This is a genomic window from Streptomyces sp. R818, assembly GCF_056172735.1.
Genome location: NZ_JAOCNE010000014.1, coordinates 288,582 through 305,707, shown reverse-complemented (window position 1 = coordinate 305,707; position 17,126 = coordinate 288,582). Strand labels below are relative to the sequence as shown.

The window sequence follows — 17,126 nt, the reverse complement described above, 5'->3', positions numbered from 1 at the left end:
AAAGCCAGAAAGCAGGATCAATCACATGACAGTACGCACGACCTGGAAGATCATCCACAGCTGTGGACACGAAGTGACGCACAACCTGTCCAACCGCCCCGCCGACCGGCGCGCCGGATACGCGCGCTGGCTCGAAGGCCGCGACTGCACCGACTGCTGGAAAGCCGCGCGCGACTCCGACACGGAATCCAAGGAAGCCTGGATCGCCGCCAAGCGCGCCGAGGAGCAGCAGGCCGCCCGCGAGTGGGCCGGGCAGTTCGACATGCCGCCGCTCGAAGGACCCGAGCGGGCCCTGGACTGGGGCGAGCGCTCCCGTCACCAGCTGGTCACCGCCGCGTACGCCGGGCTGGTGAGCGAGGGCACCTGGGACGAGGCCGACTGGGCCGTCCTGGAAGACAAGATCCGCACCGTCGACCGCGCCGGCTGGTGGATCGACCAGCGGGACGCCGATGGCTCTGACCTGCCCGAACTCCTCGATGCCGCCACGTCCGAGAACACCGGGACGGAGAACCCGTTCCGGTAGAACGCCGGGTCGTATACCCGACGATCCCCGGTTACCGAAACCGGGGATCGTCCGGATCCTTGTTCCTCCCACCGCCTCCTCGCGTACCTCGTGGAAGGAACTTCGCTGTGCCCGCATCCCGCCATCCGCACGCCCCCGGTGACATCGTCACCCCCGACCGGGACATCACCCACGCCCACTTCCGTCCCGGTGACCGGGTCGTCATCCTCAAGGGCACCTCCGGCAGCGAACTGTGGGGCGACGCGTACAAGGTCGTCACCCCGTCGTGGCACACCCCGACCGACGAGGAGGGCTGGCGCCTGTACGACCCGGCCGGCGGCGAGCGCACGTACATCACCGCGCACCCGCGCTACCTCGTGCACCTGTCCGCCCGGTGCCCGGACTGCCTCATCTACCAGCAGGCCCTGCGCAGTTATCTCGTCCCGCGCCTGGCCGGCGCCGACGAGGTCGTCGACTGCGGCTGGTACTCGCTCACCCAACTCAATCAGGTGGTCCATGTCGCCGACGCCCGAGGCGGCCAGTGACCCACGCATCCGAGACCGAGCGCGCCGAGGCCCTGGCCGGTGCGGCGTCGGCGGCCATCGAGGCGATCACCGACAGCGAGTGGCCACAGCTTCTAGCCCAAGCGCTGCGCGAGGCGAACGTGACGTGGCAGGAGTCGGCCGCGATGTGCGCCGACGTCGCCTGGCGGGCCCGCGCCGCCCAGAACAGCGCGCTCGGTCTACTCACCGAGGAGCAGGTGACCGACTCCAGCACCGACCCGGTGATCTGGCAGACGTACCGGCACCTCTACCTCAGCACGCTGCGCTACGACTTCCGCTGCCACACCATCGAATCGCTCCTGAACAAGGTGCCGGTGAGCGTGCTCGACCAGGACCCGTACACGGAAGCCCTGTACGCCTTCTCGCGACTGGGGCAATCCAAGCCGGATGGCCTGGCCGTCATGGACCGCGTGCTCGTTGCCTCCGACGCTCACTCCAAGACCGTGCATGTCCTTCTGCACGGTCTGTGGCTGGGCAGCCTGCTGCCCGGCCGGGCGTCCTTGATGTTGGCCCTGGTGGGGCTGCTCCCCGAGGGCGGGCTGACGGATCCGGTCGCCCTGTTTCGCATGGCCTCCGCCCGGCGCAGTCTGGGCCACTACCCCGAGGCCCTCACGGCGATCGGCCACGCACTGGAAGCGCTGCCGCCCGGCGATCCGGCCGTCCACGCCGATTTGGTGCGGGAGTACACGCTCATCGCCACCGCCTACGAACTTTCCCAGCACGTCCGCGCAACACGGAACTTCACACCTTCATGATCATTCGCATTCACGAGCGCGGCATCGACCCCAACGATGCGGTCGCCGAGGCGCTGGGCCGACCCGTCAGCCGCCGGGAAGGGCTGACCGACCACACGGTGGTCGCCCACTGGCCGGGGCTGGATGCCTACTTCCTCGACGACGAGGACCGGGTCTGGACCTCGTCCGAGTGGGCCCAGCATCTGAACCATCCGTCCTGGCAGCACCGCCACGCGGCCGACGAGAAGGGCGACCGCCGGGCCATCTGGCATGCGTCCGCACGCCTGCATCCTGACGACCGCGACCTCACCCTCCCGGAGTGGGCCGAGATCGCCCACCGGATCGCCCGCGCCACAGGTATCCACCACCCCGGGGACGATCACGGCTGCCGGTGGATCGCCGTTCAGGCGCAGCCCGGACGCCTTCATCTGATCGCCAACCTCATCCGCGCCGACGGCTCATGGACGCAGCAGCGACCGCTGTTCGAGGAGATCACCGTCGAGAGCCGGCGCATCGAGGCCGAACTGGGCCTCATCGCGCCCCGCACCGGCCCTGATCCGCAGCAGGCCGTCCAGCAGGCCCGGTTTGCCGGACGCTCCATACTGCAGGCCGACGCCATAGACATCACGGCCCAACTCGCCTCCCTGCTAAGGCAACTCGCCGACGAGCGCACCGGGCCGCTGTCCACCGTGCGCGGCCTCGTCGAGCACACCGCACAGCGGCTCGACCGCCTACCCGGCGCGCACGGTCCCGGCAGTGCACATCAGCTGGAGCTGATCGCCCGCCGCCTGCACGGCATCCAGCAAGACCTCGACGCCATGGCTGGCTCTCTGCCGGCCAACGGTCGTACCTCAGCCACGACACCAACACCGCCTTCGACTCCTGTGATTGGGCTGCCCGCCGCGCCCGGCACCAGTCGGCGTGTCCGCTGACCGTCAGAAAGAACCTCCCCCTTGGCCCTCGCCGATCGACTCCTGGTCCTGGGGCGCGACGTGCACTCCGGAGAAGTCCTCGCCCGCGGCGGCGATCCCGAAGCCCACAGCATCCTCCAGCGCACCGGCTTCGTCCCTGTCGTCCGCCTCCACGAGACCTATCACCGCCTGCCCGTCGGCCTCGACGAAGCAGAGAAGAAACGTCTCGCCACCCGCGCCGTGGCCCGGCTGCGCGCCGTCAACTACACGGTCGACACGGATGCTGACTTCGACACCGCGACCCGCGAGCCGCATTACCTGCCACTCGGCGCCCAGGTCGCTCACCTCGCCGAGCGGATCCGCGACGCCACCACCAGCGACGAGGTCGCTGACGTCCTGACCGAACTGACTGCCTCCCACGACGGCGTCCTCATCGCTCTGGGCGAGGTTCTCGCGGCCACCGCCGCCTTCTGCCAGGACCTCGGCCATCCGGCGGATCCGCACACCGCGAAGCGGTTGCAGTACCTCGCCGAACACCGGCTCGGTGTCCTGTGGTCCGACCTGGCTCACACCCGCAACGACCTCGCCGACCGGCACCAGGACCATCCCCAGCGCCGCGCGTGCACCACCGAGGTCGGACCGGATGAACGCGAAGCCTCCGCCGTCTGCGCCTGCCCGCCACCGCGTCTGTCCTCGACTCCCGTCGCCGTGCCAACCGCCCCCGCACCGGCACACCCGAGGCGCTGACCCGCACCCCGTCCCCTTTTCGAGGAGCCCATGCACGACCCCATCCCCGACACCAGCCTCGCCTCCTTCGCCACTGTCCTCGCCGGCGAACTTCCCGGCGCCTGGACCAGCACGTACCACCCCGACCTCGGCAGTCTCGATGTCCGCGACATCCTCACGGACCACGTGTGGGACATGAACGACATCGCCGAGACCCTGGCCAGGCAACCCCTGGACCACTGCGCGGTACTGCAACGGCTCGACGGAACCCGCCTGTTCGTCACCGACCCGCTCGGCGACGGCGAGGGCTACCTCATCGCCGCGATTGCCCCCCACGACGTACCGGCTGAGGCATTCCGGGGCGTACGCGAGCCCGACGGGATCACCGTGGAGGCCGACCCGTTCAGCGCGGCCGAGGCCGTCACCGTCGACCTCCTGCCCCGCTACTACGTCGCCGTTCACCACGTCTTCGCCAACGCCGAGCAGCTCACGCCGGCGCCGTCCGACACACAGCGCCTGGTCATGACCTGGTCGGAGGGTGCGCTGGTGGTCGACAAGCCCGAGCGTGCCGACGTCACCCAGGTACTCACCGACCACGGCTTCGTCCTCGATACCGACCGAGCTGTCCTCGTCCTATCGGGCGACGACACCGCCCGCCAGGCCGCCTCCGCACGCGCCGTCGGCAACCGCCTGTCCCAGCTGGGCATCAGCACCTCCCTCGGCCACCCGTCGGCCCGCCCCGCCCCGGGCACCGGCACCACCCCGGCCACCGTGCCAGCCACCGCCACGGCTGCGCCCTCGGCCCGACGGCGATAACCCCCTACCTCCCCAGGAGCAACCACCCGTGGGAAACCGTGCCGACGATGACGGCACCGACGTCACGCTCTACCGCAAAGCCCTCAGCGACACCGTGCACGCCGACACCCCAACCGGTGCGCCCGAACCGCTGCTCGCCCTTCTCGACACCCTCGGCTTCACCCGCCGCACTCTGACCACCGCCGGCCCCACCTACGTGTGGCACGAAGCACCCGCCCACCTCGACGAAGACGCGAAGAACCGGCTCGCCAGCCATGCGGTGCCCTGGCTGCACAAAGCCGGATACCTGGTCCACATCTCCGACGACGTCTGGAACGCCGCCGCCTACACGGATGCTGCCGTGGCCCTACGTGACCACAGTGCCCCGGCCCCACCTGGGCACCGCAACCACCCTGCGCGGCTCGGTTCAATGACCCTCGCCGACGAGCGCGACGTCACCGTTTACCACAGCGACGGAACGATCTACGTCGACACTCGCGCCGCGGCCCCAGAGCATCTCCTGACCCTGCTCGACGGCCTCGGCCTCGACCGGCACCAAGTCGAGGACGACGTCTGGCATCAGATCCCGGACGAGACGGACGAGATCGCCATGAAGTCCATGGCCGACCGGGCTGTACCTCTACTGGCCCGCGCCGGATACCAGGTCGACATCGACGCCGGCCTCTTCGGCGGCATCGCCTACCGCGCCGCGCTCGCCGAACAGGCAGCACGCCGTCCACCATCGCCACCCGCCGCGCACGCACGTCGTAAGCGCTGACCAGCCGACCACCGCCGGCCCCGGCTCACCGGGGCTGGCCCCACCCACCCGCAGGAGCCTGCCGTCAGTCACGATCATGACCGCACACCACCGCCCATCACATCCGGCCGCAAACCCCGCCTGGTCACCGCCCTGTTCCGCCGGTACCTGCGCGCCGTCACCCTCGGCAGCCAAGAACGCACCATCCCGCTGGCCGGTGGACGCCCGGAAGCCGCCCTTGACGAAGCCCGCCGCCGCGACGCACTCCTCTTCGTCGAGAGCTACCGCCTCCGCCACCACGACTAGCACCTCTAACTGGCCTGTTCAGGAGGCCCATGACCAACCCGCCCCTCCCGTCCATACAGCTGGCTGAGGCCATCACCGCCCAGCTCGCTCAGCTCCGCCGCCACCTGGCAGCGGCACCCCCGCACGAGGCGGCCCAACTTCTGGCCCACGTCCTGGACTACGACACCGGGCTGCTCGGCGAGGTCACCGGACTCGTCGAAACCGGATCCCTGTTCGCGAAGGTCAACTCCGAGCGCGGTCTTCTGCCTCCCGAGGTCTGGCTGGCCCTCGGGCGCGCTTCCAACGAACTCAACAGCGTCGGCACCGACCTCCACGAGCACACCGGCGCCATCCAGAAGGTCGCCGCGCCCGCCGTCACCTCCGCCAGGCCGCACGCGGCACCGGCCGCCTCGGCGATGGTCATGAGGCGGCGCCGGTGAAGAAGAACCAGCAGTTCTCCGGCTGGGGCCCCACCGCTCAGCAGCCGCAGCAGCACTACCTCGTCGAACCGCGCCACCTGGCCGGCGGCGGCGACCTGCGCCACGTCACCGAGTATTTGCGCGCCTCGGGCTGGAAGGACAAGTCCAAGACCGGCGGCCCGGTCGTCTTCGACAGCCCCGACAAGAGCGTTCGGATCGGGTACGACCCCTTTACGCAACCCGGCGGGTGGACGATCAGCGGCAAGGCGACCGCGACGCAGGAGGCGTGGCACGCCACGTTCAGCCGGCAGACGCCTGTCGAGATCGTCGCCGGTTTCACCGACGCCCTGTTCACCGAGCGCTTGGCGCATGCCCCGAACGTGTGGGAGCCCCTGCAGCAGCACGGCTGGGAGGCCGAACGCGGACAGCAGCACTTCACCGCGCGCAGCCCGGACGGCGACGCCGTTGTCCGCTTCCACCAGGACACCCCCGGACAGGCGCACTGGTGGGCCGGGGCCCGCAACGAACACGGCCGGGTGTGGGAGGCGACGCTCACGCCGACCACGCCGATGCACCTGGTGCAGGCGTTCAGCACTGCGCTCGCCGATCCGCAGCCGGTGATGCGGCCTCTCGGTCGCGTTCCGCCCTCCCAGCGAATCCGCACCACCTCAGTGTCCGTGCTGCCCCACCAGCTCAGCGCCTGGCAGCAGGCCCGGATCGCCGCGGCCCGCGCCACCGCCTGGGGCAAGAATGCCTTCGCCACCAACAAGGCACGTCCTCAAGCGCCCGGAGCCCGCCCGTACGCCAAGGCCGGGCGGATGCGGTGAGCCACGAACGCTTCTACTCGCGGGTCAATGGCCCCACCCTGCACCGCGTCAACACCGTCCGCTGGCTGGACGAGGTGGCACCGCGGCACCTGGCCGGCGGGGGTGACCCCCGTCACGTGACCGAGTACCTGCTCGCGTCCGGCTGGAGCAACCACTCGGTTGCGGGCTATCCGCATGTCCTGCTGGAAAGCCCCGACGGCCGTTTGCACCTGACCCTGGAACCCGAGGAGGACGAGTTCCGGGCGTCCTGGCGCGTTCACCCGGCGGCGGCGCAGGGCCGCGCGTGGTCGGCCCGGTTCGGCTTCCACACCCCGGTGGAGATCATCGCGGGTTTCACCGATGCGCTGAACGGCACCGGGCCCCGGCCCGAGGAGGCAGAGCTGTGGCGCCTCGCGGTCGGCCGCGGGTGGACCATGCGGCTGGCCGGCAGGGAGCGTGCCGCGCTGTCCCCGGACGAGACCGCCTACCTCTCCCGCGAGTCCTCGCTCGCCGAAACACCGATACCGCGCTGGGCAGTTCGGGTTTCCGTCCCGATCGCCGAGGGGCGGCACCGGTGGATCTGGAACGCCTCCATCGACGAAGCCGCCCCGCCCGCGGCCCTCGCCGGGTTCATCAACGCGCTCACCGATCCCGCCCCGCTCCTGCGCTCGGAGGGGCAGACGCCGCAGCACACCTTCGGCTTCCTCGATTCCCGGCGCAGCCCCGTCACGCCGGAGCAGCACCGTCTGCAGCATCGGCGGCGCCTCGAAGCCGCGCAGCGCACCGGCACCGGCACCGGCACGCCCTCGCCCTCATCTCCACCACCCGGACCGGCTCGCCACAAGCGCCACCGCTGACCCCGGGCCCGTACACCTCACTTCTCCCTCGTCCAAGGACACTGATGCCCACCTCCTCCACCCCCAGCGCCGACGACGTCGCGCAGGCGACCGCCACCCTGGCCCAGGTCCAGAACTACCTGCACACCGATCCGTCCGTAGCCGACGTGCTGCCGCTGCTCGCCGTCCTCCTCGACCAGGACACCGGCGTACCCATCCTGCTCGGCGACACTCTTCGTAGTGCCGCACGCCTCGTCGCCCAGGAGGCGAAGGCCGACAGCGACGAGATCCGCCTGATCGTTGCCGGGCTCCGGGAAGCCGCGCAGGAGGCCACCGACTGGCACGTCCTGCACTGGGACGTACAGCGCCTGAAGAGCCAGTTCTCCCAGGCCGCCGACCCGCCGCCCGCCCGATGAACCACCCCCAGGAGCCCCATCTGGCCGCGCCCGCTATCCACCGCACGAAGGCGCCCAGCCTCGACGAAATCGGCCACGCCCTGGACGTTCTGGAGCAGCTCGCCTGGTCCCTGCGCGACCCGGTACTCATGGCCGACGTCCAGCCCTTGCTGGCGAAGGCCCTGAACGAGGAGTACGGCGTCCCCATGATCCTCGGCACCCTCCTGCGCAACACCGCCCACCTCATCGAAATGCACGCGTTGAGCCCGTGGTCCGTCGAGAGCCGGCACATCATCGCCAGACTCCGTACAGCCGCGCCCGAGTTGACTGACTGCCACGACCTGCACTGGGACATCCACCGCCTGGGCGGGCTGCCGTTCGACTCGAGACTCCCCTCCGAGTTCCGCGCTTCGGCAGGCGAGTCGTGACCCGCCCGTACATACCCAGCCAGGTCCACGAACCCTGGTCCCGTATGTGGTGCGACACCACCCCCCGCCACCTCGCCGGACCAGGCGACCCGCGCCACATCACCCAGGCTCTGCGGGCCGCCGGGTGGAAGAACTTCGACGACCCCGACTTCCCCCACGTCGTCCTGGTCAGCCCTGACTACCAACACTCGTTCGTCCTGGAACCCACACCGAGCACCTACAGCTCCTGGTGGCGTATCGCGTCGACACCGTGGGGTGGATGGCACGCGTCCTTCGGCGGCAACACCCCCGTCGAGATCATCGCCGGGTTCACCGACGCGCTCGTGCGCACGCCGCCCGAGGCAGAAGCGGACATCTGGTCGACGCTGCGAACAGCCGACTGGACCTATGAGCGCGACGAACGAGGCAACGAGCAAGCACGCCATCCGGACGGCATCACCACCCTGGAGCGGCGAGCCAACCTGACCAGCGATCACTTCGCCTGGACTGCCGAAGTCGCACTGCCCACCGGACTCGGCGGTCACGAACGGCTGTGGCACGCGCACTTCGACGACCGAACCCCTCGCCACCTGCTCGCCGGCTTCGCCGCCGCCCTGGTCGATCCGGCTCCCGTTTCCCGGGGCCGCTACGACGTCCCCCACTCCCATCTGGTCACGCAGGTGGAACGCGGCGCCCAGGGCAAGCAGCTCGCCGCCGCCCACGAAGCGCGGCTGAAGGCCAGCCGGGCCGCCGCCGCCCGCAAGGCCCGCCGCAACAGCACCCCCACGGCCCAGCCGTCGACTGGCCCCGCCGTCGAGGCGGCCACGTCCGCCTCGCGCAACCGCTGACCGTGCGGAGCGGCTCCGGCCGCTCCGCACCCGCTGCCCCTCACAACTGCGCACCCAAAGGCCCTTTTTGACCATCTCACTCAAACCGGCCAGCCCGGCCCACCGGCTCTATCTCAGTCAGCTCGCCATCTATCTGCGGCACAGTCGGCAGATCCTCGCCGCCTGGGACCACTACTCCGACCGGCACTCCGACCCCGAGACGTTCCAGCCCCACGACGAGGACGCCTACGGCCGTCGCCAGCAGAAACGCGACGCCGACACCCTGTCCGCATTCGGCCGGGTGTACTACCACGCAGACGAACTCGTGGATGTCGCCGAACGGCAGCTCGCCGGACTGTCGCCCACCGACCGGACACGGCGCTACGCCTGGCAGGTCCGAGAACTGCGAGATGCCTCGCAGCGCCTTTCCGCGGTATTCGACGACTGGCTCGCGGTTCGCGCCGCACTGCCCGACAGTGCGCGCCCCGGTACGCGGGCGTACGAGGAACCGCTCGCCGAGAGCTACGCGGACGCCTGGTCCCACCTCGACCAGTGGGCCATCCACGGCCAGGTGATCTTCGCAGTGAACGCACTCGCGCAGCGGCAGGCGAACGCATCCGCTACGGCCCTGCCCACGACGGCACCCGCGCACAAAGCCACCGCCACACCGTCCAGGGTCCGGCGGTGACGGGCGTGAGCGAGATGGTCGAGCAGGCGTTCATCGCCCCGCGCTCCCTCGCGGGCATCGGCGATCCCGGCTGGATCACCCAGCCGCTGCACCGGGTCGCCGGCTGGAGCCACGGACATGAACCGCTCACACCTCGCGTCCTGCTCACCAGCCCGGACCAGCTCACGCACCTGCGTCTGGCTCCCGACGATCCGGATGATCCGGACTGGTGGACCATCCGCCATGCACGTACCGCGGACCATCCCGCCTGGGCGGCCACCTTCCAGAGCCGCACCCCCGTGGAGATCATCGCCGCGTTCGCCGACGCACTGACCCACCCGTCCGGGCCGCCTACAACTGCGATCGATCCCTTTACGGCGTTGCAGGACGCGGGATGGCAGCCGCCCCGGCATTTCGGCGGGCTCGCAGACCCCGACGGCATCACGCGCGTTGAGCGGGTCGGAAACCCCGGCAGCGACCTGTGGCACATCGAGACAGCCGTCATCCGAGACCCGACGATCTGGCGGGCCGTGTTCACCGGCACCACGCCCCTGCACCTGATCGCCGCCGTGACGCAGGCGCTCTGTGACCCCGCGCCCATCAGGCGCGACCCTGGCCGCATCCCGGGCTGGGCCCGCGACCGCATGACCGTCGACACCCGCCATGTCCCCGCGACGGACGTCGCCTGCGCTCTGGAGCGACGCATCAGCGCCCTCGCCGAGCGGCACCGCCGCGTGACCGGCGTTGCTGCGCCGCCGCCCGGACCTGCGCCAGGCCGCACGCGCTGACCGGCCCGTCGCGGCCGGCCCCCTTCCTCTCTCGTATCTGGAACAGCCCTTGCCCCAGTCCAACTCCGCGTCCAACGACGGCTACGACATAGCCTTCCGCGTCCTGGGTGTCGCCCTCGCCGTCGCCGTCCCTCTGTCCAATCTCGCCTGGCTCGGCGGCAACCTCACGTCCTGGGCCACCGGCATCGGCGCCAGCGCCCCGTACCAGCCCGTGCAGGCCCTGCTGCACCCCGACCAGCTATGGCCGGACCTGGGCGAAACGTCCCTGCTGCTGGGCACACGCATCCTCCCCGGCGCCGTGCTCGTCGCCCTCGCCATCACCGCCGCCGTGCTCTACCAGCGGCACCGCGGCGGCGGGCGCAAGAAGCGCGTCGCCGGACTGGCCAAACAGCGGGACATCGAGCCACTGCTGTCCAAGGCCATCACCGACAAGGCGCGCTCCCTGCGTCCGAGCCTGAAGGACGCCAAGCACATCACCGCAGCCGACACCGGCATCCTCCTCGGCAACCTCCAGGGCACGAAGCACGAAGTACGCATGGGGTACGAGGACGTCGCCGTCGCGATCATGGCGCCCCGCTCCGGCAAGACCACCAGTCTGGCGATCCCCTCGATCCTCAACGCGCCCGGCCCGGTCCTGCTCACCTCCAACAAAGCCGCGGGCGACGCCTACACGGCGACCCTCGACGCACGCGCGGCCGTCGGCCGGACCTGGTCGATGGACCCGCAGCAGATCGCCCACGCCAAGCGGGCCATGTGGTGGAACCCGCTGGCCGACGCCAAGACCCTCGACGGCGCCGGACGGCTCGCCGGCCACTTCCTCGCCGCCAGTGTCGACGCCTCACAGCAGGGCGACTTCTGGTCGAAGGCCGGCAGCAACATCCTGTCCCAGCTGTTCCTGGCCGCAGCCCTCGACGAGCGGCCGATCACCGACGTGATGGCCTGGCTCGCCTTCCCCGCCGACCGCACCCCGCTCGACATCCTGCGCGACCACAAGTTCGCCGCGGTCGCCGCCCAGCTCAAGGGCACCGTCGAAGGCCCCCCGGAAACCCGCGACGGCATCTACGAGACGGCCCGCCAGTACGCCGCCGCCCTGCTCAACACCGAGATCGCCGCCTGGGTGACCCCGCAGAAGGACGTACCGGAATTCCAGCCGTCCGTGTTCGTCACCTCGAAGGACACGCTCTACCTGCTGTCGAAAGACGGCGGCGGCGGCGCCTCCGCGCTGATCGCCGCGTGCGCGGACTCGGTGATGCGGTCCGCGACCGCACAGGCCGAACGGGCAGGCGGGCGCCTGGACCCGCCGATGCTGGCGATCCTCGACGAGGCCGCCAACGTCTGCAAGATCTCGGACTTGCCCGACCTGTACTCCCACCTGGGCTCGCGCGGCATCATCCCGATCACCATCCTGCAGTCCTACCGCCAAGGCCAGAAAGTCTGGGGCGACGCGGGCATGGACGCCATGTGGTCCGCCTCCACCATCAAGGTCATCGGCAGCGGTATCGACGATCCCGATTTCGCCGACAAGCTCTCCCGCCTGATCGGCGACCACGACGTCGAGACGACCTCCACCTCCAGCTCGGAGTCCGGCAAGTCCACCTCCGTGTCCATGCGACAGGAACGCATCCTGGCCGCCGACGCCATCCGTGCACTGCCCAAGGGCACCGCGCTCGCGTTCGCCACCGGCATGCGAGCGGCCATGCTCGACCTGCGCCCCTGGTATCTCGAGCCCGGGGCCGCCGAACTCTCCGCCGCCTCCGCCCGCGCCTCCAAGGGCATCACCGCCCGCGCCATCGCCAAGGCCACCCCGCAGCAGTCCGACTTCGGTCCCGCAGCGTAAAGCCGCGTCCCGCCCGCGCCTGCCCCGCTCCGCCTCCCTCTGCTCACCGTCCGAGCCCCCTGGACCCCTCTATGCCACTGATCCACGACGTTCCCGACGACTGGAACCCCGACCATCGCTGCTGCCTCGAATGCGGCAACAGCGACCCCGACGTCACCCTGCGGGCCATCACCCACCAGGCGAACAACCAGCAGGCGCTTGCCTGCACCCGGCACATCGCCGACGTTGCCGCGGTCCTCGAATCCAACGCGCCGGCTCCGCCGGCCCCGTCCGGTCAGGTCTCGAAGCCCGGCGTCACGCCGGCGTCATCCTCCGTCCCCGCTCCCGCCCACCGGTCTCGCGCATGACCGATTCGCCCGCCGAGGCCCTGCTGTTCGAGGTGGCGCCCCCTCCGACGCCCGTCGAGCGGCTGCTCCAGCTGGCCGACCAGTACACCCAGCACAACGACGCACTCGACCTGCTCCTGCCTGCCGCAGGCGCACCGCTGCCGGCGCTGCCGGACACCTACGCCAACTCGGCGCACCGTCTGGTCTCCGCCACCGGGGCCGCCATCAAGGCCATTCAAGGCGAACGGCTTTATGAGAGCACTGAGTTGGCCGAGGTGATCGCACGGCTGAGGCAGCTCGTCGTCCTCGCCGACGCCTCGATCGACCTGAACACCAGCGCCGCCCGGGAACTGACCGCGCTGGCTCCGGAAGCTGCCGTCGCCAGCGCCGTGACGCTGGCCTGCGAGACCAGCCGGCGACGCTCGCCGGCACCCGGCGGTCAGCTCAGCGCCGCGCACCGCACCGCCCTGGCCGAGATCGCCTGCGGACACGTCACGGCCAGCAACTCCCTGGGGCGCGAGTTCACCCGCTCCCGCGAGCCCAAAGTGCTGATGAGCACCCTGCGCGCCCTGGAGTCGAAAGCACTGGCCGAGAGGACACCGGGCACGGCACGCGCCGCCTACGTCGGCGGCCCGCCCCTGGACCGCGTACGCCTTACCTCGGCCGGCATCACCGCCCTCGCCTCCGTGATCGACATGCCCTCCGCCGGGCCGCGCACCGCGCCCGGCACCGCGCCCCGCCCGCTGCCCGCCGCCACGCAGACCACCGCCCGAAGCCGCTGAACCCCACAGGAGCCATCTCATCCCTGCGCCTCCACCCGACCTGAACGAACAAGCCGTCCAACTACTACAGTTGGGCGACGACTTCGAAGCCCTCAAGGGCCGCGTACGCGACATCTCCTACACACCCGGCACGGACGCGCTGCGCCATGTCAGCCCCCTGCTCCTGCGGGCGCAGGGCCTCACGGCCACCGCCCTGGTGCGCCTGACCGCGCTCGACAACAGCACGTACACATCCGTACTGCGTACCGCAGCCGCCACCCCGCTCAAGGCCGCGGTCGCCCACGGAGCCCGCCGGTGAGCGCGTACGGGCCCGATGACCGGGTCATGGTCTCCCCCCGTTATATGGCCGGCGCCGGTGACCGGCTCGCCGACGCGATCGGCCCGCTGATCCATCTCTTCGGCTGGACCCCGCAGCACGAGCCAGCCACTGGACACGTCAAGATCGACAGCCCTGACGGCAGCGTGTTCGTCGATTTCGACCCCATCCACCCCCTGGGACAGTGGTGGACGATCTCGCACCACGAGCCGTACTGGGAAGTGCAGTTCAGCCGGCAGACACCTCTGGAAGCCGTCGCCGCCGTCACCCAGGCTCTGCCCCAGCTGCTCGGCGACACCCGTCACGCCGAGCGCATACCGATCACGGAGATGCCCCTGGACCAGCTCGCGGCACTCAACGACTGGTCTGCCGAAGACAGCGCCCTGACCTCGCCCGACTGGTGCTGCCAGCTCCTGCACACGCCCGATGAGGACATCACCTGGCGGGCCTGGCACGCCTTCTTCGAGAAGCAGCCGCTGGCCACCTTCACCCGCGACGCCCCCGACGCACTCGTGCGGAACTTCTTCGCCCACCTGGCCACACCCACGGCGGTGGAACGCGCCTTCGCCGACGTGCCGCTCAGCACCCGCTACGAGCACAGCAACGTGATCACCCCGGTCCGCGGAGCCGCGATCAACCCTCACGTCGATCACGCCCTCGCGCAGCTCGGCAACACCCGCCCGCGCCGCCGCTGAACCCCCTGCCCCGGAGCCACCCCTGCCCGAGAAGACCACCATTTCCCTTGAACCGGCCGAGCAACTCCTCTCCCTGGCTGCCGACTTCACCCGTTTCCACGACCTGCACCTGCGCCACGCGGTCAACGGGAACCGGCCCGACAACATCCTGAACACCCAGACGGCCGGCGCCCAAGCCCTGGCCAACTCGGCCCTGGACATCGTCACCACGCTCAACAAGGAGTCGATGTACCACAGCCCCGTCATCCGCGCCGTGTACGCCCGGATCCGCCAGCTCGCCCATCTGGCCACGGACGCTGCCGACCACCTCATCGACGCCGAGGACATCCTCATCCACGCTCAGGCAGGACTGCCCATGGAGCTCGGCGACGGGTTCCTGGCCGTCCCCCGTTTGCAGGACGCGCGCGGAGAGATCGGACGGCGCTTCACCCTCGTCTCCGAACTCACTGCCCTGGGAGCCGTCGACGCCGTCGCGACCGCCGAACAATACGTGGCCGAACGCCGCCACTACGGCTACCTGCCCGAGCACCAGCCGCCCTCGCTGTCTCGCACCCAGCACAGCACCCTTCACGCCATCGCCCGCGGGGACGTGACCATCAGCGACGGCAGGCCCTACCACCGCCGCGAGGGCGCCCGCTGCAGCATCAGCACCATCCGCGCCTTGGAGAACCGCGACCTGATCACGCGCGAGGACTGCCACCTGTGGCTCGTGGACGAGCGCGTGCATCTGAGCCCTGCCGGACGCCGCGGCCTCGCAACCTCCTTCGCACACCCCCGGCCCGCCGCCCTGGCCACCACGCGCCCCGCCGCCGTCCGGCCCACGGCCGCCGCTACCCGCGCCCGCTGAACGAGGAGAGCCTCACGACCTCCGATACCCCCACCGTGCACGACTTTGCTCGTGCGCTCGCCGACCAGATCCCCGGCGCCGCTCCCCGCGACGTCACCGTCAGCTTCGCCGTCCGGCGCCAGGCCGCGGCCCAGCACGGCTACCGCTCCCGCGGCGGCCCCGTGACCGTCTACGCCCAGGCCCTGCACGCCCAGCTCTATGGGCTGCCCATGGACGACGAGCCGCTGCCTGCCGACCTCGGCGCGCTGCTGCAAGCCGCGCACACCACCGATGATCCAGATCAGCAGGCCGCGGTCCTGCAGCAGCTCGCCGAGCAGCTGCGCAACGCCGCCGAGGTCCTCGAATGGGCGCGCAACCACGCCCACTGGCGCCGTCTCCCCGACTCCGCCTGGCAGTGGCTGCGCGACGCCACCGACCGTACGCGCGACCTCGCCGACGGCCTCGACGCCATCCACCCCTCCTTCGCCGACGATCCGCCGGCCCTCGCATCGCCACCGCAGCAGCGGCAACCGACTGCTCCTAGGGCAGCGCCAAGCACCGCCGCCGCACCCCCCACCTCACCAGCCATCCGGCACCGCTGACCGGACCACCCCTCCGCCTCGAAGGACTCCTCCTGGCCACCGCCCATCCCCTCCACCCCCTTCTCACCCAACCCTCGTGCGCGCTCGGCGTGTTCATCCCAGCCGGTGTCCACGAGCCGGACGTCCAGCGCCGCCAGCTCGACCACCTCGCCCATGCCGGGGCCGACCTGTTCGAGATCGGCCTGCCCGCCGCGAACCCGGTCCTCGATGGCCGCCTCATCCGGGCCGCCTACCAGCGCGCCCTGTTCAAGGGGAACGTCCTGGGCCGCACCGCCCGCGTCGTCGCACACGCCGCATCACTGCGGCCGACAGTGGTCATGACGTACTGGGACCCGGTCCGCCGCCACGGCCCCGAACGTCTGGCACGCATGCTCGCGGACGCGGGCGCTGCGGGGATCATGGTCGTCGACCTGCCCCGCAGCGAAGCGTTCCGCTGGCATCGCGCTGCCCACGACGCCGGCCTGGATACTCCGCATCTCGTCCCGCGTGCCACCGCGGACGCCGACCTTCCCGCCATGGTCGAGAGTGCGTCCGGCTGGCTCTACGCACCCGCGAGCAGCGGCGTCACCGGCTTTAGGGGCCCCCTCGACCTGACAGCCCTCGAAGCCTTCACCGAGCGGCTGCGCGCAGCGAGTGCGCTGCCCGTGGTCTCGGGGGTGGGCATCTCTAGCCCCGATCTCGCCGCCCGCGTGGCGCCCCTGGTCGACGCCGTCGTCATCGGCACCCCGATCGTCCGGGCCCTGCTGCCGGACCCCGGCCCGGCCGCCGCCGTGACCGCCGCGTTCGCCCAGGCCCTGAAGCCCCGGATCGGCAAGGCCCACGATGCCTGACTCCGTGAGCCAACTCGCGGCCGACGCAGCCGCACTTCAACAGCGCCTGCGCCGCACCCCTGTCGACGGCGCACAGGTGCTGACAGCCCGGATCACCGAGGCACAGGCGCTCGCCGCCGCCGCGCTCCGGCTCTTCCTCGATCTGGAGCGGGAGACGCCACGCGACCAGGTGCACCTGCTTCGCCTCGACCAGCTGGCACGCACAGCCAAGGCCGCACAGGACGCGAGTGCGGAACTGACCGCCGCTCTGGCGCGCGCGGTCGAGAACGAGCGCCGCCGACGCGACGCCTCGACATCGCCGCCTGTCCTCCTGCGCCCCACACCGCAGCAGTTCGTCACCTCCGCCGCCGACCTGCTCGACGGGCTCCCGCCCCCGCCCCCAGAACAGCCCCGGCCCACCGACGCGCCCGTGCCGCCGGCGCGCTGAAGCAGCCCCCAGACCTCTCCCCCTTCAGGACCGACCATCACCGAACAGCCCCAGTTCCGCGCCCTGT

24 protein-coding genes are annotated in these 17,126 nt (G+C 70.8%); all 24 read left to right on the top strand.

The window, feature by feature from the left end; genetic code table 11:
- Positions 1-25 precede the first annotated feature (25 nt).
- The 24 genes from N5I75_RS32965 to N5I75_RS32850 all read left to right on the top strand — a co-directional run bounded on the left by N5I75_RS32965 (position 26) and on the right by N5I75_RS32850 (position 17,059).
- On the top strand, positions 26-523 hold the full coding sequence (locus N5I75_RS32965; RefSeq protein WP_476683689.1) for a hypothetical protein: 498 nt from the start codon (positions 26-28) through the stop codon (positions 521-523).
- A 107-nt stretch (positions 524-630) separates the two neighbouring features.
- Positions 631-1,047 (top strand): hypothetical protein, encoded by a 417-nt coding sequence (locus N5I75_RS32960; RefSeq protein WP_476683687.1) that lies wholly within the window; start codon positions 631-633, stop codon positions 1,045-1,047.
- Positions 1,044-1,820: a hypothetical protein gene (locus tag N5I75_RS32955; RefSeq protein ID WP_476683685.1), complete on the top strand. Its 777-nt coding sequence runs from the start codon at positions 1,044-1,046 to the stop codon at positions 1,818-1,820. The genes N5I75_RS32960 and N5I75_RS32955 overlap by 4 nt, the downstream gene beginning before the upstream one ends.
- The gene (locus N5I75_RS32950) at positions 1,817-2,731 is read left to right on the top strand and encodes a hypothetical protein (protein ID WP_476683682.1); all 915 of its coding nucleotides are present in this window, start codon (positions 1,817-1,819) and stop codon (positions 2,729-2,731) included. Before N5I75_RS32955 ends, N5I75_RS32950 begins: the two co-directional genes overlap by 4 nt.
- Positions 2,732-2,752: 21 nt before the next feature.
- Positions 2,753-3,457, top strand: a complete 705-nt coding sequence (locus N5I75_RS32945) for a hypothetical protein (RefSeq protein ID WP_476683681.1) — start codon at positions 2,753-2,755, stop codon at positions 3,455-3,457.
- A 30-nt stretch (positions 3,458-3,487) separates the two neighbouring features.
- Positions 3,488-4,252, top strand: coding sequence for a hypothetical protein (locus N5I75_RS32940; RefSeq protein ID WP_476683679.1), 765 nt, complete (start codon positions 3,488-3,490; stop codon positions 4,250-4,252).
- A 28-nt stretch (positions 4,253-4,280) separates the two neighbouring features.
- Positions 4,281-5,009 carry a hypothetical protein gene (locus N5I75_RS32935; RefSeq protein WP_476683677.1) on the top strand — a complete coding sequence of 243 codons (729 nt, stop codon included), beginning with the start codon at positions 4,281-4,283 and terminating at the stop codon, positions 5,007-5,009.
- Positions 5,010-5,323: 314 nt separating this feature from the next.
- Entirely contained in the window at positions 5,324-5,713 is a 390-nt protein-coding gene (locus N5I75_RS32930; RefSeq protein WP_476683675.1) for a hypothetical protein, read from the top strand.
- Positions 5,710-6,519 carry an SPDY domain-containing protein gene (locus N5I75_RS32925; RefSeq protein WP_476683673.1) on the top strand — a complete coding sequence of 270 codons (810 nt, stop codon included), beginning with the start codon at positions 5,710-5,712 and terminating at the stop codon, positions 6,517-6,519. Before N5I75_RS32930 ends, N5I75_RS32925 begins: the two co-directional genes overlap by 4 nt.
- Complete coding sequence (locus tag N5I75_RS32920) at positions 6,516-7,355, top strand: SPDY domain-containing protein (protein ID WP_476683671.1); 840 nt, start codon at positions 6,516-6,518, stop codon at positions 7,353-7,355. The genes N5I75_RS32925 and N5I75_RS32920 overlap by 4 nt, the downstream gene beginning before the upstream one ends.
- 44 nt (positions 7,356-7,399) lie before the next feature.
- Positions 7,400-7,750 carry a hypothetical protein gene (locus N5I75_RS32915; protein WP_476683669.1) on the top strand — a complete coding sequence of 117 codons (351 nt, stop codon included), beginning with the start codon at positions 7,400-7,402 and terminating at the stop codon, positions 7,748-7,750.
- Positions 7,747-8,157, top strand: a complete 411-nt coding sequence (locus tag N5I75_RS32910) for a hypothetical protein (protein ID WP_476683667.1) — start codon at positions 7,747-7,749, stop codon at positions 8,155-8,157. Before N5I75_RS32915 ends, N5I75_RS32910 begins: the two co-directional genes overlap by 4 nt.
- Positions 8,154-8,984: an SPDY domain-containing protein gene (locus N5I75_RS32905; RefSeq protein ID WP_476683665.1), complete on the top strand. Its 831-nt coding sequence runs from the start codon at positions 8,154-8,156 to the stop codon at positions 8,982-8,984. Before N5I75_RS32910 ends, N5I75_RS32905 begins: the two co-directional genes overlap by 4 nt.
- Positions 8,985-9,051: 67 nt before the next feature.
- On the top strand, positions 9,052-9,651 hold the full coding sequence (locus N5I75_RS32900) for a hypothetical protein (RefSeq protein ID WP_476683663.1): 600 nt from the start codon (positions 9,052-9,054) through the stop codon (positions 9,649-9,651).
- Positions 9,652-9,665: 14 nt separating this feature from the next.
- On the top strand, positions 9,666-10,418 hold the full coding sequence (locus N5I75_RS32895) for an SPDY domain-containing protein (RefSeq protein ID WP_476684858.1): 753 nt from the start codon (positions 9,666-9,668) through the stop codon (positions 10,416-10,418).
- A 49-nt stretch (positions 10,419-10,467) separates the two neighbouring features.
- Positions 10,468-12,255 carry a type IV secretory system conjugative DNA transfer family protein gene (locus tag N5I75_RS32890; RefSeq protein ID WP_476683661.1) on the top strand — a complete coding sequence of 596 codons (1,788 nt, stop codon included), beginning with the start codon at positions 10,468-10,470 and terminating at the stop codon, positions 12,253-12,255.
- Positions 12,256-12,326: 71 nt separating this feature from the next.
- On the top strand, positions 12,327-12,602 hold the full coding sequence (locus N5I75_RS32885; RefSeq protein WP_476683659.1) for a hypothetical protein: 276 nt from the start codon (positions 12,327-12,329) through the stop codon (positions 12,600-12,602).
- Positions 12,599-13,363 carry a hypothetical protein gene (locus N5I75_RS32880; protein ID WP_476683657.1) on the top strand — a complete coding sequence of 255 codons (765 nt, stop codon included), beginning with the start codon at positions 12,599-12,601 and terminating at the stop codon, positions 13,361-13,363. Before N5I75_RS32885 ends, N5I75_RS32880 begins: the two co-directional genes overlap by 4 nt.
- A 70-nt stretch (positions 13,364-13,433) precedes the next feature.
- A complete protein-coding gene (locus tag N5I75_RS32875; protein WP_476683655.1) occupies positions 13,434-13,661 on the top strand; it encodes a hypothetical protein in 228 nt (75 codons plus the stop codon).
- On the top strand, positions 13,658-14,374 hold the full coding sequence (locus tag N5I75_RS32870) for an SPDY domain-containing protein (RefSeq protein WP_476683653.1): 717 nt from the start codon (positions 13,658-13,660) through the stop codon (positions 14,372-14,374). Before N5I75_RS32875 ends, N5I75_RS32870 begins: the two co-directional genes overlap by 4 nt.
- A 226-nt stretch (positions 14,375-14,600) precedes the next feature.
- The gene (locus N5I75_RS32865) at positions 14,601-15,221 is read left to right on the top strand and encodes a hypothetical protein (protein WP_476683651.1); all 621 of its coding nucleotides are present in this window, start codon (positions 14,601-14,603) and stop codon (positions 15,219-15,221) included.
- A gap of 35 nt (positions 15,222-15,256) precedes the next feature.
- On the top strand, positions 15,257-15,802 hold the full coding sequence (locus tag N5I75_RS32860; RefSeq protein WP_476683650.1) for a hypothetical protein: 546 nt from the start codon (positions 15,257-15,259) through the stop codon (positions 15,800-15,802).
- Positions 15,799-16,632: a tryptophan synthase subunit alpha gene (gene trpA, locus N5I75_RS32855; protein WP_476684856.1), complete on the top strand. Its 834-nt coding sequence runs from the start codon at positions 15,799-15,801 to the stop codon at positions 16,630-16,632. Before N5I75_RS32860 ends, trpA begins: the two co-directional genes overlap by 4 nt.
- Before the next feature lie 4 nt (positions 16,633-16,636).
- On the top strand, positions 16,637-17,059 hold the full coding sequence (locus N5I75_RS32850) for a hypothetical protein (protein WP_476683648.1): 423 nt from the start codon (positions 16,637-16,639) through the stop codon (positions 17,057-17,059).
- Positions 17,060-17,126: the final 67 nt, after the last annotated feature.